We start from the raw sequence: 23,430 nt of genomic DNA, 5'->3' as shown, positions 1-23,430 counted from the left end.
ACCATGTCATCCCCAACATTAAAAGTCGGCATCGTCGGCCTGGGCCGGCTGGGCCAGCGCCACGCCATCAACCTGGCGCAGCGCGTGCCGAATGCCGAAGTCGTGGCCGCCTGCAGTCCCGTGCCAGCCGAACTGGACTGGGCCGCCAGCCAGCTCGGCATCACGACCGGCTATGCGGATTACGACGCCCTGCTGGCCCACCCGGGCCTGGACGCCGTCTTTCTCGTCACGCCCACCTCGCTGCATGCGGACCAGATCATCGCCGCCCTGCGTGCCGGCAAGCACGTTTTTTGCGAAAAACCGCTGTCGCTGGACCTGGCCGACTGCCTGAAGGTGGAAGCGGAAGCGGCGCGCCACCCGCAGTTGACGATCATGATCGGTTTCGTGCGCCGTTTTGACGCCAGCTACCATGACGCGCAGCAAAAGATCGCCCAGGGCCTCATCGGCAAGCCGTATCTGGTGCGTTCGCAAACCTGCGACCAGAACGACCCCAGCGGCGCCTTCATGCGCTTCGCCCCCACCAGCGGCGGCATCTTTCTCGATTGCAGCGTGCACGATATCGACCTGGCGCGCTGGCTGCTGGGCAACCCCGCACCCAAGCGCGTGTATGCGAGCGGCACCAACGCCATCCACACGGGCTTGCAGGCGTTCGGCGACGTCGACAACGGGCTGGCAACGGTCGAATTTTCCGATGGCAGCATGGCCAGCTTCATGGCCTCGCGCACCATGGCGCATGGCCATGAAACCCTGACGGAAGTGTTCGGCACGGGCGGCCGCCTGGCCGTGGGCAGCAATCCACGTCTGAACAGGGTGGAAATTTCAGATGCGCATGGCGTGCGCAATGAGTGCACGCCGGACTTCTATGCCCGCTTCACCGACGCCTTCTTGATCGAGGCGCAGGAGTTTACGGATGCGGCACTGGGCCGGCGCACCTTGTCGCTGACCTTGCACGACGCAACAGAAGCGACGCGCATCGGCCTGGCCATGACGCAAGCGATGCGCGAAGCGCGCCCGGTGGAATTCTAGCCGCGTGCCAAGAACTCAGGCAGCCGGTGCGGAAAATGGACGTTCGGGCTGCCTGGGTTCCACGGCCAGGCGCAAGCCCATGGCATCGAGGATGGCCGTCAAGGTACTCAGGGAGGGATTACCATCGGGAGACAACGTGCGGTACAGCTGGGTAGGATTGAGCTTGGCCGCCTGCGCCACGGCGGGCACGCCGCCAAAGGCGCGCGTCAACTGGCGCAGCACGGCCAGCAGTTCGCCATGGTCGCCGTCGACGAGGATATTGTTGATCAGTTCAAGGGCGAAGGCGGGATCATCGCGGTACAGTTCGGCCATCGCTTCGTCATGCGAGCGGTCTCTTGGTGGTTTGCTCATGACCTGTTTCACGTCCTCTTTCATGTCCTCTCTCCTTCCAGTCGTGCCAGCAGGCACAGGCGTATTCGATGTCTTTCGACTGCGTGCGCTTGTCTCCGCCACACAGCAATAAAATAATCTGGCCCTCGTCGATGGCATAGTAAATACGGTAACCAGGCCCCACGTCGATGCGCAATTCCCACACGCCGTCGTGGCAAAATTTATGATCGCCAAAATTACCGGGCATCATACGCAGCACGCGTCGCACGATAGCCACCCTGGCCGTATTGTCGCGCTGCCGCTTCAGCCATTCCGTATATAAATCCCTGCCCGATGATGTCAGGTAGTGCCGGATCTCGTACATCATATTCGTCCATAAACGAAGAAAAATCAAGGGGAAGATCACGTGTACACATAAAAAAGAAGACCACGCCATCTTGCTACCAAACCCGCACGCGCAGGCCACGAACGCCGGGTTCACTGAGCTATATCAAGATGCATTTTTCTAATTGTTATAGAGAAATGAGGCCGCCCGTCCGTGCTCCGTATCCGTGCCTCGCTCCAGCCTGTTGCGCTATACAATAAGCGCCTGCCCAACCGCAAAAACCAGGCCACCATGACGAACAACGACAGCAACTCTCCTACTCTCGCCGGCGTGGCCGAACGCTACGTCAGGCTGGTCCTGGCCATGGGCCAGCACGATGCCTCGTATGTGGATGCCTATTACGGCCCGCCCGCATGGCAACAGGAAGCGGTGGAACAGCAACTGGGTTTAAGCGATATCCAGGCTGCGACGGACAAGGCGCTGGCCCTGCTGGCCGGTGAAACTGGCCTGCGCGCCCTCAACCTGCGCAAGCAGCTGCAAGCCGTCATGGCGCGCGCGGAGATGCTGCAGGGATCGCGCCTCGATTTCGATACGGAAAGCGCGCGCCTGTACGACGCCGTCTCGCCCCATCACAGCCGCGCATACTATGCAGCACTGGTGGCGCAGATCGACGCGCTGCTGCCTGGCGACGGCACGGTCAGCGACAGGGTCAACGCCTTGCGCGCACAGCTCATCATTCCCGCCGACAAGCTGCACGCCGTCATGGATGCGGCCATCCGCGCGGGCCGCGAACGCACCTTGCGCTACATCGCCCTGCCCGAGGGCGAAGATTTTATATTGGAATTTGTCACCGACAAGCCGTGGAGCGGCTACAACTGGTACAAGGGCAACTACCAGAGCGTGATCCAGATCAATACGGACTTGCCCGTGTACATCGATCGCGCCGTCGATCTCGGCTGCCACGAAGCGTATCCGGGCCACCACGTCTACAACGTGCTGCTCGAGCGCGACCTGGTGCGAGGCAAGGGCTGGATGGAGTACTGCATCTATCCGCTGTATTCGCCGCAATCCCTGATCGCCGAAGGCACAGCCAATTACGGCATCGAACTGAGTTTTACGGATGAAGAACGGCTGGCTTTCGAACAACAGGTGCTGTACCCGCTGGCCGGCCTCGACCCGGCGCTGGCGCCCCGCTATGCGCAACTCAACGCGCTGCTGGCCAAGCTCGGTTATGCCGACAACGACATCGCGCGCCAATACCTGAAAGGCAGCCTGACGCGCGAAGAGGCACTGGAATGGCTGGTCAACGTGCGCCTGTACCCGGCCGAGAAATCCGCGCAGCGCCTGCAGTTCTACGATGCCATGGGCGCATACGTCATCAATTACAACTTGGGCCAGGACATGGCGAAAGCCTATGTCGAACGCCAGGGCGCGACGCGCGCCGAGCACTGGGCCGCCTTCCGCGACCTGATGTCTTCGCCGCGCGTGCCCAGCGCACTGCTGGCCGGGTAAAGCTGACGTCGCTTACTGGGCCGGCAGGCGAATGGTCGCTTCCAGGCCGCCATCGCGGTGGTTGGCCAGGGTCAGCTCGCCGCCGTGAGCCTGGACGATGCTGCGCGCGATACCGAGCCCCAATCCCATGCCATGCGCGTTTTGCTCGCGGCCATGTTCCAGGCGCACATAGGGCTGGAACAGGCTGGCGAACGCCTCTTCGGCCACGCCGGGGCCGTCATCGCGGATGCGGATGACCACGTTGGCGCCCTCGCGGCACGCCGAAAGGTGGGCGGTCTTGCCGTAAAACAGGGCATTGTCGAGCAAGTTGCCGATGGCGCGCTTCAAGGCCAGGGGCTTGGCCTTCACGCTCAGGTCCGTTTCCACGTAATGCACTTCATGGCCGGCCAGCTGGGTTCCGCGCACCATGCGCTGCAGCAAGGGGTCCAGGCGCACCTCGGTGGCGTTTTCATGGATATCGCTATCCTTCACGCATTGCAGCGCCCCCTTGACCATCATGTCCAGCTCATCGAGGTCATCGTGGAATTCGTTGCGCTGCACGTCGTCGTCGAGCAATTCCGTGCGCAATTTCAGGCGCGTGATGGGCGTGCGCAAGTCGTGCGAAATCGAAACGAACAGCCGTTCGCGGTCTTCCAGGTAGCGCTGGATGCGTTCGCGCATGCCGCTGAAGGCGCGCGCCGTCTGCACGAACTCGCGGCTGCCCGTCTGCGGCAGGGGTGGCGGCGTCTCGCCACGGCCAAACGCTTCGGCCGCGTCCGACAGGGCCGCCAGCGGCCGTGTGGTCCAGCGTACGACGAGGATCGACAGCAGCAGCACGGCCGCCAGCGACAACGCTTGCAGCAATACCCGGTCGAGTGTCCACGGATTACTGCTCTGCAAGAAATACGGGTTGGGCATCAGTGCCGCCAGGTACAGCCAGTTGCCCGGCTCCAGCTCGGCCTGGATCACGAGGACGGGCGCGGGATTCGGTTTCAGCAGCAAGATGTGCTGGACCCAGTTTTCCGGCAAGTCGCCGATGTGCGCGCCGCTGTCGGCCACCACCAGGTCGCTCGGCCAGGCGAAGCCCACGCGGTAGCCGGCCAGTTGCGGCAAGTCGCTCTTCAGCGCCGCACCCACCGTGGCCACCACCGTATCGGCCAGCGCGTGCGGGGCGATTTCACGGATGGCCAGCGGCCCCTGGTTGACGTTGACAAAGAAGCGCGTGCCGCCCATCTCGCGAAATTGCTGGATCAGGATGGGGCGGTAGTTGGCCGGCAGGCTGAGGAAGAAACGGATGGTGCTGGCGGCGCTGCGGGCCAGGTGCTGCGACGCCATGCGCGCCTCCACGGCCGAGTCGCGGCGCAGCTGCGTGGCCCAGATCAGGTTGCCCACCAGTTGCGTGGCCAGCACGCCGGCCACCATCACCACGGACAGGCGGCCCAGCAGCGATGGCGGCAGCAGGCGCTCGAGCAGCCGGCGCGCACCCCGCTCAGGCATGCCCACTGCTCACGTCGGCCGAGAACACATAACCGGCCCCGCGCACCGTCTTGATCAGCATGGGCTGCTTGCCATCGTCCTTCAGGCGCAACCGCAGCCGGCTCACCTGCACATCGAGCGAGCGGTCGAGCGGCCCCGCGTCGCGCCCCCGCGTCTGTTCGCACAGCACGCTGCGGTCGAGGATATCGCCCGGATGCTCGACAAAGTAGCGCAGCAACTGGAAATCGAGACCCGTCAGCTGCAGCGCTTCGCCGTCGGCATCCGTCACCGTGCGCTCGAGCGTATCGAGCGTGAAACCGACGAAGCGGTAATAGCGGGGCGGCGCGGCCGCGTCGATGCCCGTGCGGCGGTGGATGGCCTTGATGCGCGCCAGCAATTCGCGCGGACTGTAGGGCTTGGCAATGTAGTCGTCGGCGCCCAGTTCCAGCCCCACCACCCGGTCCGTCTCGTCGGAGCTGGCCGTCAGCATGATGATGGGCACGTTCGAGCGGGCGCGCACCACCTTGCACAGGGCAAAGCCATCCGTGTCGGGCAGCATCACGTCGAGGATCACCAGCGACAGGCTGTCGACGTGGCGGTGGAATTCGGCCAGGAAGGTGGCGCCATCGTGCGCCAGGCCCACCTCGTACTGGTTCTTTTCCAGGTAGGCCTTCAATAGCATGCGGGTCTTTTGATCGTCGTCAACGACGAGGATTTTGCGTGACATGGTCTCGTCCTTTTTTATTCAGCGCTTGCAACATGCTGCCGATGCGGCGTTGCGCGTCGGCCGCGCTGATCGTCTCATCGAGGAAATAGCGGTGCACTTCGGCGATGATGGCATCCTTGCTGGTTTCATCTGTGGCCATGCGGTGCACAAGGCTGGGCGCCTGGAACGCGGCGCCGCGCGCGAATGCCTGCGCCGAGGCGCGCCCACAGCTGTCCAGGCGCGACAGGTCGGCCTGGCGCAAGGCGGGAATCGAGCCCTTCACCTGGCTGTATTCGAGCTGCACGGGCAGCGAAGCGACCACCTGCGCCAGCTTTTCCTGTGCGCCCTGGTGCGTGTAGTCGGAGGCGAACATGGCCAGCGTATCGATGCTGTACAGGTGGTAGTCGCCCGTGTCGGGCGCGGCGGCGCAGCCGAATACCTCGTCCGTGGCGCGGCCCCAGGCGTTCAGCTCGCCCTTCGCCCAGTCGCCCATGATGTACATGGCCGCCTCGCCATCGCCCACCTGGCGCGCCATCTCGGGCCAGCTCTGTTCGCGCAGCGGCATGCCCATCCATTGCTTCAGCGACCTCAAGCGCTGCAAGGCGTGGCGCAGGCGCGGGTCCGCATACGCCTCGGCTTTCTTGTCGACAAACAGGGCGCGGTAATACGCGGGCCCCGATTCAGCCAGCACCAGCGTTTCAAACAAGGTCGCCACCTGCCACGCTTCGCTGCTTTGCACCAGCGGCGTGATGCCGGCCTGGCGCAGCTTGCCGGCCACACGCTCGAAGTCGCTCCAGCTGCGCGGCACGGCCAGGCCCAGGCGCTGGAAGATCTTGCGGTTGTAAAACAGGGTATTGATGCGGTGGATGCCGGCCGGCACGCCCATCGTATGGCCGCGGTTTTGCAGCAAGCCCCACACGGTGGGATACATGGTTGCGCGCCAGTTGTTGCTGGCGGCGACGCTGTCGAGCTGCAGCAGCAGACCCAGGTCGCTCCACTCGCCCAGGGTATAGCCGATCAGCTGCATGACTTCCGGCGATTTGCCGGCCAGCACGCGGCTCTTCAAGACCTTGCCCGCGCCGACGCCCGCGCCGCCCGCGATGGCCGCGTCGCGCCATTCGACGCCTTCCTGCGCCAGGCGCGCCACCAGCACGTCGGCGGCGCGGCGTTCGCCGGCCGAGGTCCACCAGTGCAGCACTTGCAGCGCTTCGGCCCGCGCCGGCACGCTGCTGCACATGAAGGCAAGCAGCGCCAGCGCCGCCACGCCGCGACGGCGGGCGGCCCCGGCATGGCGGTCGGCGGTGCTGTACGGCGGCGTCTTCAATCCTGTCCCCTTGTTCTTGTCGCGACAAACTATAGCCCAACTACAAAACAGCAGGTTGGTAATTTAGTACCCTGATTTGTAAAGAAACGTGAGCTTTTGTTGCACTACCTTGCGCACCGCACAAGGGGCGCCACACACCCGACGCCCGGCGCGGTGCGCCACGGCAGCGGACGACGGTAAGGAAAGGTAAGCAAGCACCCCCGCGCATTTCAAGATTTTTCTTTTAAATCAACGAGATAAGAAATAATCGTCGGCACAATACCGGACGCTGGCGTCACATTTCCCCCGATGCTACTGTCCGCCAACTGCAGCGTAACAGGCAGCCAAACAAGACCAACACCAACAAGGAGACGACATGCAACTGCATGCAAAAGGCGGCGCGGCCGCGCGCAACACATTGCTGGCCCTGCTGCTGGCCAGCGGCACGGCACAGGCGGGCACGCTCACCATCGAAAGCTGGCGCGTGGATGACAAGACCCTGTGGGAAACGGTGCTCATTCCCGCCTTCCAGAAAAAGCATCCTGGCATCGAAATCAAGTTCTCGCCCACCGCCCCCACCGAATACGATTCCACCCTGAACGCGCGCCTGAGCGGTGGCACGGCCGGCGACTTGCTGGCCTGCCGGCCGTTCGACGTCTCGCTGGCCCTGTACAAGCGGGGCCAGCTGGAAAAGCTCGACGGCAAGGCCGGCATGGACAACTTCCCCGCCTCGGCCAAGGTGGCGTGGCAGACGGACGATGGCAAGGACACCTTCTGCATGCCGATCGCGTCCGTCATGCATGGCTTCCTGTACAACAAGAAAATCTTCCGCGAACTGAAACTGCAGCCGCCCGCCACGGAAGAGGAATTCTTCAAGGTGCTGGAAACGGTCAGGAAAAGCGGCAAATATGCGCCCTTGGCCCTGGGCACGGCCGACCAGTGGGAAGCGAATCAGGTGGTGTTCACCAGCATCGGCGCCAATTACTGGAAGGGTGAAGAGGGCCGCAAGGCGCTGATCGCCGGCAAGGCCAAATTTACCGACCCGCAATTCGTCGCCGCCTGGGAATATGAAGCCCGCCTGGGCAGCTACCTGTCCAAGGGCGCCAGCGCGCAAACCTATGGCGACAGCCAGAACCAGTTTGCGCTGGGCAAGGCCGCCATCTACCCGTCCGGCTCATGGGACATCGCCTACTTCAAGCAAGACCCGGAACTGGAACTGGGCGCCTTCAACCCGCCCGTGCGCAAGGCCGGCGACAAGTGCTATATCTCGGACCACACGGACATCGGCATGAGCGTCAACAAGAAGTCGAAGAACAAGGAAGACGCCTACAAATTCCTCGCCTGGCTCGGTTCGCAGGAATTCGCCGACATCTACACCAACAAGGTGACGGGATTCTTCTCGCTGTCGAACCATTTGATCTCCATCAAGGATCCGCTGGCCAAGCAAATGAACGGCTGGCGCGCCAGTTGCGCCTCGACCATCCGCCTGAACGCGCAAATCCTCAACCGTGGCGAACCGAGCATGGAAAACGAGCTGTGGAACGTCAATGCCCAGGTCTTGAACGGCAAGCTGGCGCCGAAGGACGCCGCGCGCCAGATCCAGTCCGGCTTTGCCAAGTGGTACAAGCCGCAACAGTAATCACCACGTCTACCCTCCCCGAGCAACCGGCCTGAGCAGTGCGATGCGGCAGCCGGTGGCACGGTTTTGCCGGCGGCCCTGCCGCCGGTGCTTTTCTTCGTCTGGAGTTTCGCCGTGAAAAAAGCTTTCCCATGGCACGTGCTCGTGTTCCTGGCCCCGGCGCTGGTCATTTACTCGCTGTTCAGCGCCCTGCCCCTGGCCGATACCCTGCGCCTGGGCCTGTACACGACCGATGAGAGCGGCCAGCACCATTTTGCCGGCCTGGCCAACTACGCCACCATCCTGTTCGACCCGCAATGGTCGCAAAGTTTCTGGAATGCGATGTGGAACAACTGCAAGTTTTTCCTCATCCACATGCTGCTGCAAAACCCCATCGGCCTGCTGCTGGCCACCCTCTTCAGCCTCAAGGGTTTGAAGGGCGAGCGCAGCTACCGTACCCTGATCTTCCTGCCGACCCTGCTGTCCGTCGTCATCATCGGCTTCATCTGGCAGCTGATCTTGTCGCCGCTGTGGGGCGTGGGCCAGTCGCTGATGGATGGCGTCGGCATCGGCAGTTACTTTGCGCCATGGCTGGGCCAGGAATCGACGGCCCTGCTGACCATCGCTCTCATTTCCGTTTGGCAATATATCGGCATCCCCATGATGCTGATCTATGCCGCCCTGCTGGCCGTGCCCGAGGAAATCATCGAGGCGGCCCACGCGGAAGGGGCCAGCGCCATGCGCATCTTCTGGCAAATCAAGCTGCCGCTGATCTGGCCCACCCTGGGGCTGGTGACCATCCTCACCTTTGTCGCCAACTTCAATGCCTTCGACCTCGTGTATTCCGTGAAAGGCGCGCTGGCGGGACCGAACTACGCCACCGACATCCTCGGCACCTTCTTTTACCGCACCTTCTTCGGTTACCAGGCCCAGCTGGGCAGCCCCACCATGGGCGCCGCCGTGGCCACCATGATGTTCCTCGTGATCCTCGTGGGCGTGGGCGTGTATTTCTTTTTCGTGCAGCGCAAGCTGACACGCTACGAACTGTAAGGGCCGCCATGCGTAACGTTTCCACCCGCCCCCTGGGCCGCGCCGCCGTGCATGCGATCCTGGCCGGCTACACCATCATCGCCCTGTTTCCCATCGTCTTGATCCTGATCAACTCAGTCAAGACGCGGGCCGCCATCTTCGACAATCCGCTGGCCTTGCCCACGCCCTCGACCTTTTCGCTCGTGGGCTTTCACAAGGTGCTGGCCAATTCGGACTTCCTGCTGTACTTCGGCAACAGCCTGTTCGTCACCCTGCTGTCGCTGCTGCTGATCGTGCTGTTCGGCGCAATGGCGGCCTGGGCCTTGTCCGAATACACGTTTACGGGCAACCGCCTGCTGACCCTGTACCTGGCGCTGGGCATCATGATCCCCATCCGCCTGGGCACGGTCTCCATCCTGGAACTGGTGGTGCGGCTCGACCTGATCAACACCTTGACGGCGCTGGTGCTCGTGTACACGGCGCAGGGCCTGCCGCTGGCCGTGATGATCCTGTCCGAATTCGTGCGCCAGGTGCCGCGCGAACTGAAGGATGCGGCGCGCTGCGACGGCGTGGGCGAATTCGCCATCTTCTTCCAGGTGATCCTGCCCCTGATCCGCCCCGCCATCGCCACGGTGGCCGTGTTCACCATGATTCCGGCCTGGAACGACCTGTGGTTCCCGCTGATCCTGGCGCCATCGGACCGTACCAAGACCGTCACCCTGGGCGTGCAGCAATTCATCGGGCAATACGTGACGGACTGGAACTCCGTGCTGGCGGCGCTGTCGCTGGCCGTCATTCCCGTACTCGTCATGTACGTCATTTTCTCTCGTCAACTGATCCGCGGCCTGACATCCGGCGCGGTCAAATAATAGGTGCGCCATGGCCCATGTAAGCCTGCAACAACTGACCAAATCCTACGACGGCCGCCACAATGTGCTGGCCGGCATCGACCTCGACATCCGCGACGGTGAATTCGTCGTGCTGGTGGGCCCTTCCGGCTGCGGCAAATCGACCTTGCTGCGCATGCTGTGCGGCCTGGAAAGCATTTCGCAAGGCACCTTGTCCATCGGCGGCAAGGTCGTCAACGACTTGCCGCCGGCCGAACGGGGCATCGCCATGGTCTTCCAGAGCTATGCGCTGTATCCGCACATGAGCGTGTACCGCAACATGGCGTTCGGCCTGAAGATCGCCGGCGCCAGCAAGGACGCCATCGCCCAGCGCGTGCGCCACGCGGCCGCCATTCTGAAGATCGACCACCTGCTGGAACGCCTGCCGCGCGAACTGTCGGGCGGCCAGCGCCAGCGGGTGGCCATCGGCCGTGCCATCGTGCGCGAACCGCAGCTGTTCCTGTTCGACGAGCCGCTGTCGAACCTCGACGCGGCCCTGCGCGTGCAGACGCGGCTGGAAATTGCCAAGCTGCACCGCCAGTTGAACGCCACCATCGTCTACGTCACGCACGACCAGGTCGAGGCCATGACCCTGGGCGACAAGATCGTCGTCATGCATGGCGGCCATATCCAGCAGGCGGGCACGCCTTTGGAACTGTACCAGCAGCCGGCGAACCGCTTCGTGGCCGGCTTCATCGGCGCGCCGATGATGAATTTCTTCGAAGGCAAGGTCGTCGCCGCACAGGACGATGGCGTGCGCGTGGCGCTGGCCAGCGGCCAGGAAATCACGGCCCTCGTCGACCCGGCCGGCCTGCATGCAGGCGACGCCGTCACGGTGGGCCTGCGGGCCGAACACATCCTCGAAAACGGCGACGGCAGCGCCCGCTTCCAGGGCGTCGTCAGCCTGGTGGAACACCTGGGCGAAGCCAACTTCATTTACCTGGCGCTGGACAACGGCCAGGAACTGGTGATACGCGGCGACGGCAACAACCGCGTGCCGCTGGGCCAGCCATTCACGGTCTCGGCCGCCAGCAGCGCCTTCCATTTGTTCGACGCGCAAGGCGTGGCGCGCACGCGGCGCCAGCCCGGCAACCTGATTTCATCGAAACAGATATTGGCCGCCTGAGCCTTTCTGCCCAGGCAGTTCCCCGATTGGATCGGCAGCGATCCGGTACGACGTGCCCAAGCACGCATTTTGATAACGACAAGGAGACTCCATGCAACACCCGATGAAGACCTCGCTGGCGCTGGCCTGCGCCATGCTGCTGGCCTGCGGCGCCGCCCACGCCAGCGATGCCGAAGGCGAATACCACGGCTACTTCCGCGCCGGCCTCGGCTCGAGCACGGACAGCCGCGGCCCGCAAAGCTGCTACGGCCTGGGCGGCAATACCATGCGCTACCGGCTCGGCAACGAATGCGACACCTATGGCGAATTCGAATACCAGAAGGAAATGGCCAAGTCGCCCAACGGCGTCAGCTTCGTCGGCCATATCATGGTGGCCGCCTATACGCCCAGCTCCGCCGTCAGCGATTCGGACCTGAGCATGTCCAAGATGTACGTGGAAGCGAAAAACATCGAAATCCTCAACGGCGGCACGGCCTGGATCGGCAAGCGCTACTACATGCGTCCCGACATCCACATGCTGGACTTGCAATACATCAATATGAACGGCACGGGCGGCGGCATCGACCAGTACAAGCTGGGACCGGGCCGCATCAGCTATGGTTTCTTCAAGGATAACGACAAGCCCGGCAACTCGGCCATCCGGCAAAACCTCGTCTACCAGGGCATCCCCATCAACCAGGATGGCACGCTGGAAGTGCTGACCACCCTGATCACACCCGACAAGAAGGACAGCACCTCGCACAGCGGCTGGCAAGCCACCGTGCTGCACAAGCAGGACAAGGTATGGGGCGGCGCCAACACCTTCGGCATCCAGTACGGCGTCGGGCCGGGCACGGGCGCCGGCGGCCAGTGCTGCAACCGCATGGGCACGACGGGCTCGATCCGCAACGGCAGCGACGTCACGCGCTTGCGCATCTTCAATTCGCTGTGGATACAGCCGACGCCGGAATGGAGCGCGGAAATGATCGCCATCGTGCAGCGCGACAAGTCCGACGCCACGGGCGGCAGCTCGACCTGGACCACCCTGGGCGTGCGCCCCGTGTATGCCGTCAACGACAACTTCAAGCTGCAGTTCGAACTGGGCACGGACCGCGTGACCTCGCCCACGGGCGGCGCCGCGCAGCGCCTGACCAAGCTGACCTTTGCGCCCACCCTGACGGCGGGCAAGGGTTACTGGTCGCGCCCCGAGCTGCGCGCCTTCGTCACCTACGGCAAATGGAACGACGCCGCCACGGCCGCCGTCAACAAGGCCAATGAATCGGGCCCCGTATATGGCAACGCCACCAGCGGCACCTCGTTCGGCCTGCAAGTGGAGACGTGGTTTTAAGAAGCTGTCTTGATATGGCGCAGTGCATACGCCTGTCGGACTGCGCGAAATCGCGTGCCGCGCTATGCTGCACGCGATACCGCTTACTTCGGAGGCCGCATGCACGCCGCATTCCCCCGGGCCGCCGCCGCGCTGGCCCTCGTTTTCACCAGCATGGCCTGGGCCCGCGACGCCGCCGTCGCGCCGGCACCGGTCCTGAGCGCGCGCCAGCAGGCGCTGATGGCCACTGTCGTGGGCAGCGCCGCCCATCCGCGCATCCTGCAGGTGCGCCTCGATGAACTGCATCCGACCCAGCCGGCCATCGGCTACGACCAGGTGTATTACAAGCTGGGGCGCTATGCGGCCGAGGAAAAGCACATCGCCGACATCGCCAAGCCGAAGAAATTCGCCGACCTGTGCGAAGCCAATGGCCAGGGCGACGTCTTGCCCAATACAGCCAATGTACCCGGCGCCACGCTCAGCGCGCCACCGGCCGGCTACCGCTGCAAGGCGGCCGTGGGCAGCCGTCCGGGCGACATGAAGACCGTCGTCATCGGCCCGCGCGGCATCGTGTACCTGACCGATGGCCACCACACGTTTTCCACCTTCCGGGATGCCGATGGCGGGCGCAATCGGCAAATGAAGGTCTGGGTCAAGGTCAGCGACAATTTCAGCGCGCTGGGCGAAGCAGCGTTCTGGGTCCGCATGCGCGAGGAAAACAAGGTGTGGCTGAAAAACGGCCGCAACCAGGCCATCACGCCGCGGCAGCTGCCGCCCGCCATCGGCCTGCAGTCCCTGGGCGACGACCCGTACCGCTCGCTTGTCTACTTTACGCGCGAAATCGGCTACGAGCCGCCGGAACACGCCACAGAATTTCTCGAGTTTTACTGGGCCGACTGGCTACGTGGCGTTCCTGCACTGGACCTGGCACGTGTCGACCTGCGCGATGCCACCGCGTATGCGAATGTGATCCTGCTGGCCGCGCAAGCGATGGTGGCGCTGCAACCGGACGATATCGTCAGCGGCGGCAAGAGCGCGCGCGAACTGGGCGCCCTGCGGGAAGTCAACCGGGAAGCGTTCGATGAACTGATCGACGACAAGGGCAAGCTGCGCCACGCCATCGCCTATAAAAAATCGCTGGCGCAATAAGCGGCTGCGTAAACGACAACGGCCCGCCTGTCATGCGACAAGCGGGCCGTTTTTTATTGCTGGTGCAGCTTAGGCGATGCGCTCGCCGTTGGCCGGATCAAACAGGGCCGCCTTCGACAGGTTGAACGACAGCTGCATGGTTTGCCCCGGCAGCACGGCTTCGCGCGGGTGCGTGCGGCAAGTCACGGCGGCGCCGTTCAACCGCGTCGTCAGCAAGGTGTCCGGGCCGGTCGGCTCGACCAGGTCGATCAAACAACCGAGTTCCTGGCCCACGTCGCCGTGCGCGCTGCTCATGTCCGTGATCTGCTCCGGACGCACGCCCAGGATCACGTCACGGCCTGCATAGCTGCGCAGCTTGTCGGCGGCGAACGGCAAGGCCAGGCGCAAGCTCTTGCCTGCGTTCTCGATGGCAACAAACACCTCGTTGCCTTCGATGACAGGCTTGACGGTGATGAAGTTCATCGACGGCGAGCCGATGAAGCCGGCCACGAACAGGTTGGCCGGATTGTCGTAGATTTCCTGCGGCGTGCCCAGTTGCTGCACCACCCCATCCTTCATGACGGCGATCAGGTCGCCCATCGTCATCGCCTCGATCTGGTCATGCGTGACGTAGACGATGGTGGCTTTCAGGCGCTGGTGCAGCAGCTTGATCTCGGCGCGCATTTCCACGCGCAGCTTGGCGTCCAGGTTCGACAGCGGTTCGTCGAACAGGAACAGCGACGGCTTGCGCGAAATGGCGCGGCCCATGGCGACCCTCTGGCGCTGGCCACCCGACAACTGCGCCGGACGGCGATCCAGCAAGTGCGTGATCTGCAGGGTTTCAGCGACGCGGGCGACGATTTCCTCCTGCTCCGCCTTCGGCACCTTCTTGACGTTCAAACCGAACGCGATGTTTTCGCGCACCGTCATCGACGGGTACAGCGCGTAGGACTGGAACACCATGGCGATGTCGCGATCCTTCGGCGGCAAGTCGTTGACGACCTTGCCGTCGATGAGGATTTCACCGGACGTGACGCTTTCCAGGCCGGCCACCATATTGAGCAAGGTCGACTTGCCGGAGCCGGAGCCGCCGACAAGGATCAGGAACTGGCCATCCTTGATCTCGATGTCGATGCCCTTGAGGACTTCGACGCCATTCGTGTACACCTTGCGGATGCTGCGTATCGATAAACTGGACATATTCTTTCCTTAACCTTTGACTGCGCCTGCGGTCAGACCGCGCACAAAATAACGGCCTGCGACCAGATAGACCAGCAGGGTCGGCAGCGCGGCAATCACCGCGGCGGCCATGTTGACGTTGTATTCCTTCACACCCGTGGACGTGTTGACCAGGTTGTTCAAGCCCACCGTGATCGGCTGCGAATCGCCACTGGCGAAGACGATACCGAACAGGAAGTCGTTCCAGATCTGCGTGAATTGCCAGATGATGCAGACGACGAAAATCGGACCCGAAATCGGCAGCACGATCTTGCGGAAGATCAGGAAGAAACCGGCGCCGTCGATGCGCGCCGCCTTGATCAGTTCTTCCGGCACGCCGATGTAGTAGTTACGGAAGAACAAAGTCGTGAACGCCGTGCCGTACACCACGTGCACGAAGACGAGGCCCGTGGTGGTATTGGCCAGGCCGAATTCGCCCAGCAAACGCGCCATCGGCAGGATCACCACCTGGAACGGAATGAAGCAGCCGACCAGCAAGGCGGCAAACAGGATTTCCGAACCACGGAAGCGCCAGTGTGCGAACACATAGCCGTTGAAGGCCCCAAGGAAGGTCGAGATCAGCACGGCGGGAATCACCATCTTGATCGAGTTCCAGAAGAACGGCTGCATGCCGTCGCAGGTGACGCCCGTGCAGGCCGAAGACCAGGCCTTGGACCAGGAATCGAACTGCCACACGTGCGGCAAGGCCAGCAGGTTGCCGCTGCGGATCTCGTCGAGCGACTTGAACGACGTCGACAGGGTCACATACAGGGGCACGATGTAGTACACCGCGAACAGGATCAGCAGCAGATATAACACCACCCGTCCCAGGGTGAGTTTGTTGTTACGTGTAGGAGTGTGTGTCATCTCATCGCCTTTGCGCTGCGCGTTTCCAGATACATCAGCGGCACGAGCACGGCCACGATGGTGGCCAGCATCATCATTGCCGATGCCGAGCCCAGGCCCAGCTGGCCGCGGGTGAAGGAAAACTGGTACATGAAGATGGCCGGCACGGACGACGAGTTGCCAGGTCCGCCAGCCGTCAGTGCGATGACCAGGTCGAAGCTCTTGATGGCGATATGCGCGAGGATCAGCAGCACGCTGAAGAACACGGGACGCATGGCGGGAATCACGATGCGCCAGTAGATCGTCGGCAGGGATGCGCCATCGACTTGCGCCGCCTTGATGATCTCGTCATCGATACCGCGCAGGCCGGCCAGGAACAGGGCCATGACAAAGCCCGACGACTGCCATACGCCGGCGATCACCACCGTGTAGATGGCCATGTCGGAGTTCACCAGCCAGTCGAAGGTAAACGAGGTCCAACCCCAGTCGTGCATGACCTTTTCCAGGCCCAGGCTGGGATTGAGCATCCATTTCCAGGCCGTGCCGGTGACGATGAAGGACAGCGCCATCGGATACAGGTAGATGGCGCGCAGCGCGCCTTCGGCGCGGATTTTCTGGTCCAGCAGGATGGCCAGGAACAGGCCGATGGCGATGCTGCAACCGATGAACAGGACACCGAAGATGCCGAGGTTCTTGAGCGAGGTCCACCAGCGCTCGTTGTCGAACAGCTCGACGTATTGCACCAGGCCGGCGAACTCGTAGTTCGGCATCAGCCGCGATTCGGTCAGCGACAGCCAACCGGTCAAAAAGATAAAACCATAGACGAATACCAAGCTGGCGATGAGCGTGGGGCCCAACACCATCTGCGGTATCCATCGGTCGAATTGCTTGCGTATGGACATAGGAGAGCCGTAGAGAGAACTGCGTGTGGCGCCGGCCTGGTCGAAGCCAGGGCGGACGCCTGCGATGCATGCAATGCAGCGGGCGCCGGCGAGCGTGCCGGCGCCGTCGTGATTACTTCACTTTTGCCGCTTTGGCCAAAGCTGCAACCGCGTCTTTCGAGCTCATGTTGGTGTTCATGAACTTGGCGATGACGTCGGTCACGGCGCCTTGCGTGGCCGATGGCAGCGCCATGCCGTGGGCGAACGATGGCACCAGGCCGCCGGACTTGTTGGTGGCGTCCATGTCTTCCATCGATTTCAGGGCGCAGGCGTCAAACTTGTCCTTCGAAACGCCGGAACGCACAGGAATCGAACCCTTGTTCAGGTTGAAGATCGACTGGAACTTCGGATTCATGATGGCGTTGGCCAGGGCGATCTGCCCTTTCTTCGCATTCGCATCCTTTTGCGTGAACATGGCAAACGAATCGATGTTGAAGGTGTAGGCCTTGTCCGTGCCAGGCGCTGCCACGCACAGATAGTCCTTGCCCGGCACTTTGCCAGCGGCCGTGAACTCGCCCTTGGCCCAGTCGCCCATGAACTGGAAGCCGGCCTTGTTGTTGATGACCATGGCGGTCGCCAGATTCCAGTCGCGGCCAGCCGCATCCTTGTCGATGTAGGTCTTCACCTTGCCCAGGGTGTCGAACACCTTGAGCATGGTCGGGCCGGTCAATTCCTTCTGGTCCAGCTTGAGGATGGCTTTCTTGTAGAACTCCGTGCCGCCCACGCCCAGCGCGACGGATTCAAACACGGTGGCGTCCTGCCAAGGCTGGCCGCCGTGGGCGATCGCGATGCCGCCCGATTTCTTGATTTTCTCGGCTGCGTCGAAGAACGCATCCCAGGTCGTCGGGGTGGTGGCCACGCCGGCTTTTTTCAGCACTTCCGGATTGACCCACATCCAGTTGACGCGGTGGACGTTGACGGGAGCGGCAACGTAGTGGCCCTTGTACTTCATGATGTCGGCGACGACTTTCGGCAGAACGGCATCCCATTTGCCTGGAATGGCGGCATCATCGATATTGGCCAGCACGCCTTCAGCGCCCCATTCCTGGATCGATGGGCCCTTGATCTGGGCGGCTGTCGGCGGGTTGCCGGAAATGACGCGGGTTTTCAGTGCGGTCGCGGCGTTTTCGCCAGCGCCGCCGGCCACGGCGAAGTCTTTCCAGCCGAAGCCGCTTTCCTTCACGATTTGCTGCAACTGGCCCACGGACTTCGCTTCGCCGCCGGAGGTCCAGTAGTGCAACACTTCCACGTCGGTCGCAAAGGCGCTGCCAGCGAATGCCAGGGTGGTCAATGCGGCCAGTTGGGTAATCTTGAATTTCAGTTTCATCTCCACATTCCTTTTTTGATCAAGCTTTTAGGGGGCTTCGGCATACGGGGGCCGAAAAAGGTGAAATCTGCGCCTGTATCGACGCTCTTGTGCTCAGACCCGCTTGTAAACGGGCATCATCTTGGTGTAAAGACGGCGCCGTGATCCATGACATGACTACATTGCATTTATATCACGGGACGGCGCCAAAAACGCATCCGCGAAGGATGCGCCAGGTTGATCTAGACTTACGACGCCTGCAAACTTAGAACCAGGTTTCTACCTGGAAACCGTAGGAAGTGCCGCTGGTATTGTTGTTATAGATCGGGCCGCCGTTGTTCGACGCATTGACCGAGGCGGTGGCCGCATCGTTCCATTTGCCGTAGGTCACGAAAGCGCGCAGTTCAGGACGCGACCACAGGCCAGGACCGGCGGAGATCGTCGGTGCGATGGTCAGCTTGGTCAGGCGCTTGGCTGGCTGGCCGCCCGATTGCGTCACGCGGTCCGTACCCAGTTCGCCCACCAGCTTGAAGTTGTTGGTGAACGCGTACACAGGACGTACGCCGACCGAGGTCCAGGTCGAGGAACCGGTAGCATTCGACTCGTCTTTTTGCCACAGGGCGACAAATTCCATGCCGAAGTTGGCCATCGGCTGGATCGCCATGTCATTGAAGACGCGCGTACGCTTGCGGTCCGAACCGAAACCGGTGTCGCCCGAAGCGCCGAACTGGCCGTTGCCGGCACCGCCGACGCCAGGACCGACGCCGTACTGCACGCCGAAGGTATTGCCGCCGCCGAAGACTTTCGCTTGACGGTGGAATGCCGACAGCTGCCAGCCGTTATTGCGCTTGCCCAGGATGGCGTCATCCTTGCCTTCGCCGATGATGTAGGTCGCGGCCAGGTCCAGGGTACCGTTTTCATTGACGGGGATTTCGCCGTAGATGAAGTTCTGGCGCACGGCCGATTTCGTGCCCAGGTAGGCGCCAGGTACGCCGCTGCGCGAGCCTTTGTCGTCATCGCGCTGGGCGATGTCGTTGTCCTTGAAGAAGGCGTACGAGAATTTACCAGGACCCATCGGAATGCGGTCCAGGCCGGCGCCCGTGCCGTTCATGTTGATGTATTGCAAGTCCAGCATGTGGATGTCAGGACGGTAGTAGAAGCGTTTACCGACCCAGGCCGTGCCGCCGTTCAGGAAATCGAGTCCCTGCGCTTCGACATAGGCTTTGACGATGCCCAGTTTGTTGTCGCCGAAATCCGAGTTTGGCGCGTAAGCGTTGACCCAGATCGTGGCCAGGAAGTTCACGCCGCCGGATTGGGCAACGGACTTGGTGTAGCCGAACTCCGTGTAGGCGTCGCACTCATTGCCCAGACGATATTTCATGGTGTTGCCACCGAGGCCGAAGCAGCCTTGCGAACCGCCGTCGCCCGACGTATTGCTGCCGGCGCCAGCGCGCAGGTAGCCGTGGAAGCCTTCGGAGTCGGATGGGTACATTGGATCGGCGGCAGCGGAACCGCTGGCGATGGCTAAGACGATGGCAGCTGGCAGTGTCTTCAACACGGCCTTCAACATGTTGCGATGCAGCATGGTAAGTCTCCTCAGTAGTTATTTTTTATCTAGTCATTCGTGGCCGAATGTACTGGCCAGAATTCTTTCCAGCAGGGACATAGTAACTATACTACGAACAAATATCAACATATTATGTTGTAATCCTACGACTACTCTGCGACACTTTATTTGCGTACCGATATACGGGTTGACTGCCCTGCTTTTTCCCGCCGACACCGCAGCATCCGGCACTGTGGGCGGGCATTTGCGCAAGCACCCCGCATTTTTCGGCACGCGGCACGTATACGAATTAAAATCCTTGGTTTTTGCCATAACGACAGTGCGCGGCCACGACCGTGCACGCATACGAGACTAGGCACCGCCATGAAAATTGATGAAAAAATGGAAGTAGCAGGCAGCGATCCGGCGGAGCGTTTCAGTGAAGGCCCGCGCCTGCTGGCCGACATCGGCGGCACCAATGCCCGCTTCGTGCTGGAAACGCGCCAGGGCCACCTGGAAGCGGTCGCCGTGCTGCCCTGCGACGACTACGCGTCGCTGCTCGACGCCATCACCGCATATATTGACAGCGACGAAGCGCGCGCCGCCGGTTCGGCGCGCGTGCGCCATGCGGCCATCGCCATCGCCAATCCCATCGACGACGACAATATCCGCATGATGAACCATCACTGGTTCTTCTCGATCGAGGCGATGCGCGCCGCACTGGGCCTCGACACCCTGCTGGTGGTGAATGACTTCACGGCACTGGCCATGGCCCTGCCCTACCTCCGGCCCGACCAGCGCCAGCAGATCGGCGGCGGCATGGCGCGCGCCGACAGCGTCATCGGTTTGCTTGGTTCGGGCACGGGCCTGGGCGTGTCGGGCATGATCCCCGCGGAAGACCGCTGGATCGCGCTGGGCAGCGAAGGGGGCCACGTCAGCTTCGCTCCGTGCGACCAGCGCGAAATGGACGTGCTGTCCTTCGCCTGGCGCGAGCTGTCGCACGTCTCGGCCGAACGCCTCGCTTCCGGGCGGGGGCTGGAACTGATCTACCGCGCCCTGTCCGAGCGCGCCGGCAAGCCCGATGCGCCGCTGCTGCTGGCAGCCGACATCACCAGCCGCGCCCTGAACAATGAATGCGACGTGTGCCTCGAAGCGGTGGACTGCTTTTGCGCCATCCTCGGCTCCATCGCCGGCAACGTGGCCATGACCCTGGGCGCGCTGGGCGGCATCTATATAGGCGGGGGTATCGTGCCGCGCCTGGGTCCCCTGTTCGAACAGTCGCAGTTCCGCGCCCGCTTCGAACAGAAGGGCCGCCTGAACGAATACCTGGCGCAGATCCCCACCTTCCTGATCACGGCCGAACTGCCGACATTCCTCGGCATCGCCGCCATCCTGGCGCAAAAGCTCAAGCGCGCCCATACCGGCGCGCCCGTGCTCGAATCCGTGCGCCAGGCGCGCGGGCGCATGAGCCCATCGGAATGCAAGGTGGCCGACTGGGTCTTGAAGGAACCGAACGCCATGCTGACCCTGCCGATCGCGGAAATCGCCCAGCGGGTGGGCGTGAGCCAGCCGACGGTGATGCGCTTTTGCCGCTCGATCGGCGTGCAGGGCCTGGCCGACTTCAAATTGAAGCTGGCCTCCGGCCTGACGGGCGGCGCCATCACGGTGGCCCACTGCCACGTGGAGATCTCGGACTCCGACGCCGAATTGGCGCGCAAGGTGCTGGGCAATAATGCCTCGGCCGCGCTGGCCATGCGCGACATGCTCGACGTGAAAGCGCTGACGGCGGCCATCGAACTGCTGCGCGGCGCGCAGCGCGTGGAACTGCTGGCCGTGGGCAGCGCCCGCGTGGTGGCCGACGACATGCAGCACAAGCTGCTCAACCTGGGCATCGTCAGCAGCTTCTTTGCCGACCCGCAGGCGCAGGAAATGAGCGCCGCCATGCTGAAACCGGGCGACGTGGCGCTGGTCATTTCCCGCTCGGGCGCCCTGCCCGACCTGCTGCGCACCGTCAAGGTGGCGCAGGGCTGCGGCGCGCGCGTGCTGGCGATCACTGCCAGCGGTTCGCCGCTGGCCAAGCTGGCCGACGTGCTGCTGACCTTGAACCACCCGGAAGGCAACCTCAATTTCGTGCCCATGATCGTGCGCCTGCTGCAGCTGATGATGCTCGATATCCTGTCGGTGGGACTGGCGCGGCGCGATACGGCGCAGCGCACCAGCGCCGCCGAGCTGGAAGAAGGCCAATTGCACGGCATGCGTATCAGCGGCAAGCTGAAATTCGGTGGCCACCTCGAATAAGGCGGCGCACGCCGCACCAGACACCGCCAGCGGGGCCACCGTGCACGACGTGGCGCGCGTGGCCGGCGTATCGGCCATGACGGTATCGCGCGTGATCAACGGGCGCGCCAGCGTCAGCACGGCCACGCGCGACAAGGTCGAGGCGGCGATCGCCAGCCTGCGCTACCAGCCCAACCTGGCGGCCAGAGCCGCCCGTACGGGCACCCTGCGCATCGGTCTCCTGTACAGCAACCCCAGCGCCGCCTTCCTCAGCGAATTCCTCGTCGGCGCCATGGACCAGTGCCGCCAGGGCGGCGGCCAGCTGCTGCTCGAACGCTGCGAAGACCAAGGCAGCCAGCGCGCCGGCATCGATTGCCTGGTGGCCGCCGGCGTGGACGGCATCCTCGTGCCGCCGCCGCTGTGCGATTCGCCCGCCGTGCTGGCGCAACTGAACCAGATGGGCATCCCCGCCATCGCCGTAGCCACGGCGCGCCCCTCGCCCGGCGTCTCGGCCGTGCGCATCGACGACTACGAAGGCGCGCTGGCCATGACGCGCCACTTGCTCGCGCTGGGCCACCGCGACATCGGTTTCATCGAAGGCGACCCGGCGCACACGCCCGCCCTGCTGCGCCGCCAGGCCTTCGAGGACGCCATGCGGGAAGCGGGCTTGCCAGTGGCGCCGCACAGGGTGGCGCAAGGCTACTTTACGTATCGCTCGGGGCTGGACGCGGCGCGCCAGCTGCTGGCGCAAGCACCGCACCCGAGCGCCATCTTCGCCAGCAACGACGACATGGCCGCCGCCACCCTGGCCGTGGCGCATGGCATGGGCTTGCAGGTGCCAGCGGAACTGAGCGTGTGCGGCTTCGACGACACGCCCGTCGCCACCACGGTCTGGCCCGAGCTGACCACCATCCACCAGCCCATCGCCGACATGGCGCGCGCCGCCGTCAGTCTCGTCATCGACGAAATCCGCCAGCGCCGCGCCGGGGAAACGGCGACGGCCACGCATCATTTGATGGCGTTTACCTTGATGGAACGGGCCTCGACGGGACGCCCGCGCTAGCCAAGCGCATCCATGACGCTCACGCCTGCATGTCGGGCAGCTCGATTTCCGCCTTGCGCGCCGCGATCTGGCTGCCCATGGCTTCCAGATCGATTTCCGCGTCGCGCGCGCGCGGGAAAATCTCGCCCTCCTCTTCCAGCACGTGGTGATCGATTTGCTCGGACAGTACCTTGACCTTGGCGTCATACAAGTCTTCGCCGGGCGCCATGGCGACGATTTGCGCGATCAGCTCCTTGGCTGATGCGTGCTCAACGGTGGCTTCATCGACCAGGTCTTCGTTCGAACGGCTGGCGTCGCGCACGGCGGGATAGAAGATTTCTTCTTCCACCATCGCATGCTTGCTCAGTTCCTCACAGATTTTCAGGGCCAGCTTGCGCTTGCTGACGAGCGAACGGTCGCTGAGGCCCTCATACTGTTCGAACAGTTCTTTGACGGTTTGATGGTCTTGCGTCAGCAGCTCGATCGCGTCCATGTCCGGCATG

At 63.1% G+C, this 23,430-nt stretch carries 21 protein-coding genes; 10 read left to right on the top strand and 11 right to left on the bottom strand.

Annotation, left to right across the window (positions count from 1 at the left end):
- The first annotated feature begins 3 nt into the window (after positions 1-3).
- Entirely contained in the window at positions 4-1,026 is a 1,023-nt protein-coding gene (locus OPV09_RS12565) for a Gfo/Idh/MocA family oxidoreductase (protein ID WP_338681957.1), read from the top strand.
- Positions 1,027-1,041: 15 nt separating this feature from the next.
- Here OPV09_RS12565 and OPV09_RS12560 read toward each other — a convergent pair whose 3' ends face one another.
- Together OPV09_RS12560 and OPV09_RS12555 are read right to left on the bottom strand one after the other, a co-directional pair.
- Entirely contained in the window at positions 1,042-1,377 is a 336-nt protein-coding gene (locus OPV09_RS12560) for a DNA-binding protein (RefSeq protein WP_257620297.1), read from the bottom strand.
- Positions 1,346-1,723, bottom strand: a complete 378-nt coding sequence (locus OPV09_RS12555) for a type II toxin-antitoxin system RelE/ParE family toxin (protein ID WP_425324045.1) — start codon at positions 1,721-1,723, stop codon at positions 1,346-1,348. The genes OPV09_RS12560 and OPV09_RS12555 overlap by 32 nt, the downstream gene beginning before the upstream one ends.
- 249 nt (positions 1,724-1,972) lie before the next feature.
- Between OPV09_RS12555 and OPV09_RS12550 the strand changes: the two genes are divergently transcribed.
- On the top strand, positions 1,973-3,193 hold the full coding sequence (locus OPV09_RS12550) for a hypothetical protein (protein WP_338681955.1): 1,221 nt from the start codon (positions 1,973-1,975) through the stop codon (positions 3,191-3,193).
- A gap of 12 nt (positions 3,194-3,205) precedes the next feature.
- Here the strand turns inward: OPV09_RS12550 and OPV09_RS12545 are convergent, their stop codons facing one another.
- From OPV09_RS12545 to OPV09_RS12535, 3 genes are read right to left on the bottom strand one after another with little or no spacing between them, the layout of a single operon-like run.
- Positions 3,206-4,669, bottom strand: coding sequence for an ATP-binding protein (locus OPV09_RS12545; RefSeq protein WP_034757631.1), 1,464 nt, complete (start codon positions 4,667-4,669; stop codon positions 3,206-3,208).
- Entirely contained in the window at positions 4,662-5,375 is a 714-nt protein-coding gene (locus OPV09_RS12540) for a response regulator (protein ID WP_034757625.1), read from the bottom strand. The genes OPV09_RS12545 and OPV09_RS12540 overlap by 8 nt, the downstream gene beginning before the upstream one ends.
- Positions 5,350-6,678 (bottom strand): ABC transporter substrate-binding protein, encoded by a 1,329-nt coding sequence (locus OPV09_RS12535; RefSeq protein WP_338681952.1) that lies wholly within the window; start codon positions 6,676-6,678, stop codon positions 5,350-5,352. Before OPV09_RS12535 ends, OPV09_RS12540 begins: the two co-directional genes overlap by 26 nt.
- A 355-nt stretch (positions 6,679-7,033) precedes the next feature.
- Here OPV09_RS12535 and OPV09_RS12530 point away from each other — a divergent pair, with 355 nt between their 5' ends.
- From OPV09_RS12530 to OPV09_RS12505, 6 genes are all read left to right on the top strand, one after another.
- Entirely contained in the window at positions 7,034-8,296 is a 1,263-nt protein-coding gene (locus OPV09_RS12530) for an ABC transporter substrate-binding protein (protein WP_338681950.1), read from the top strand.
- Positions 8,297-8,410: 114 nt separating this feature from the next.
- Positions 8,411-9,325, top strand: coding sequence for a carbohydrate ABC transporter permease (locus OPV09_RS12525; protein ID WP_034758088.1), 915 nt, complete (start codon positions 8,411-8,413; stop codon positions 9,323-9,325).
- Positions 9,326-9,333: 8 nt separating this feature from the next.
- On the top strand, positions 9,334-10,173 hold the full coding sequence (locus OPV09_RS12520; RefSeq protein ID WP_046684851.1) for a carbohydrate ABC transporter permease: 840 nt from the start codon (positions 9,334-9,336) through the stop codon (positions 10,171-10,173).
- 10 nt (positions 10,174-10,183) lie between these two features.
- Positions 10,184-11,317, top strand: coding sequence for an ABC transporter ATP-binding protein (locus OPV09_RS12515; RefSeq protein WP_070303052.1), 1,134 nt, complete (start codon positions 10,184-10,186; stop codon positions 11,315-11,317).
- A 91-nt stretch (positions 11,318-11,408) separates the two neighbouring features.
- On the top strand, positions 11,409-12,644 hold the full coding sequence (locus OPV09_RS12510) for a maltoporin (RefSeq protein ID WP_034757610.1): 1,236 nt from the start codon (positions 11,409-11,411) through the stop codon (positions 12,642-12,644).
- A 99-nt stretch (positions 12,645-12,743) separates the two neighbouring features.
- Complete coding sequence (locus OPV09_RS12505) at positions 12,744-13,772, top strand: ParB/Srx family N-terminal domain-containing protein (RefSeq protein ID WP_338681948.1); 1,029 nt, start codon at positions 12,744-12,746, stop codon at positions 13,770-13,772.
- A 69-nt stretch (positions 13,773-13,841) separates the two neighbouring features.
- Here the strand turns inward: OPV09_RS12505 and OPV09_RS12500 are convergent, their stop codons facing one another.
- The 5 genes from OPV09_RS12500 to OPV09_RS12480 all read right to left on the bottom strand — a co-directional run bounded on the left by OPV09_RS12500 (position 13,842) and on the right by OPV09_RS12480 (position 19,647).
- Entirely contained in the window at positions 13,842-14,951 is a 1,110-nt protein-coding gene (locus OPV09_RS12500; protein ID WP_070303050.1) for an ABC transporter ATP-binding protein, read from the bottom strand.
- Between the two features lie 9 nt (positions 14,952-14,960).
- Positions 14,961-15,836 carry a carbohydrate ABC transporter permease gene (locus OPV09_RS12495; protein WP_034757607.1) on the bottom strand — a complete coding sequence of 292 codons (876 nt, stop codon included), beginning with the start codon at positions 15,834-15,836 and terminating at the stop codon, positions 14,961-14,963.
- Positions 15,833-16,717, bottom strand: a complete 885-nt coding sequence (locus OPV09_RS12490) for a carbohydrate ABC transporter permease (RefSeq protein ID WP_010397323.1) — start codon at positions 16,715-16,717, stop codon at positions 15,833-15,835. The genes OPV09_RS12495 and OPV09_RS12490 overlap by 4 nt, the downstream gene beginning before the upstream one ends.
- Positions 16,718-16,829: 112 nt before the next feature.
- On the bottom strand, positions 16,830-18,083 hold the full coding sequence (locus OPV09_RS12485) for an ABC transporter substrate-binding protein (RefSeq protein ID WP_034757604.1): 1,254 nt from the start codon (positions 18,081-18,083) through the stop codon (positions 16,830-16,832).
- A gap of 244 nt (positions 18,084-18,327) precedes the next feature.
- A complete protein-coding gene (locus OPV09_RS12480) occupies positions 18,328-19,647 on the bottom strand; it encodes a maltoporin (protein WP_080698777.1) in 1,320 nt (439 codons plus the stop codon).
- 345 nt (positions 19,648-19,992) lie between these two features.
- Between OPV09_RS12480 and OPV09_RS12475 the strand changes: the two genes are divergently transcribed.
- Positions 19,993-21,906 carry a glucokinase gene (locus tag OPV09_RS12475; protein WP_070304396.1) on the top strand — a complete coding sequence of 638 codons (1,914 nt, stop codon included), beginning with the start codon at positions 19,993-19,995 and terminating at the stop codon, positions 21,904-21,906.
- Positions 21,890-22,948: a LacI family DNA-binding transcriptional regulator gene (locus tag OPV09_RS12470; protein WP_338681945.1), complete on the top strand. Its 1,059-nt coding sequence runs from the start codon at positions 21,890-21,892 to the stop codon at positions 22,946-22,948. Before OPV09_RS12475 ends, OPV09_RS12470 begins: the two co-directional genes overlap by 17 nt.
- Before the next feature lie 19 nt (positions 22,949-22,967).
- Here OPV09_RS12470 and OPV09_RS12465 read toward each other — a convergent pair whose 3' ends face one another.
- Complete coding sequence (locus OPV09_RS12465) at positions 22,968-23,420, bottom strand: hemerythrin domain-containing protein (protein WP_235432905.1); 453 nt, start codon at positions 23,418-23,420, stop codon at positions 22,968-22,970.
- Positions 23,421-23,430 lie beyond the last annotated feature (10 nt).

It is taken from the genome of Janthinobacterium sp. TB1-E2, from assembly GCF_036885605.1.
In the GTDB taxonomy this organism is placed as follows: Bacteria; Pseudomonadota; Gammaproteobacteria; order Burkholderiales; family Burkholderiaceae_D; genus Janthinobacterium; species Janthinobacterium aestuarii.
The sequence above is the reverse complement of the archived record's forward strand: the minus strand, read 5'-3'. Positions and strand labels throughout refer to the sequence as shown.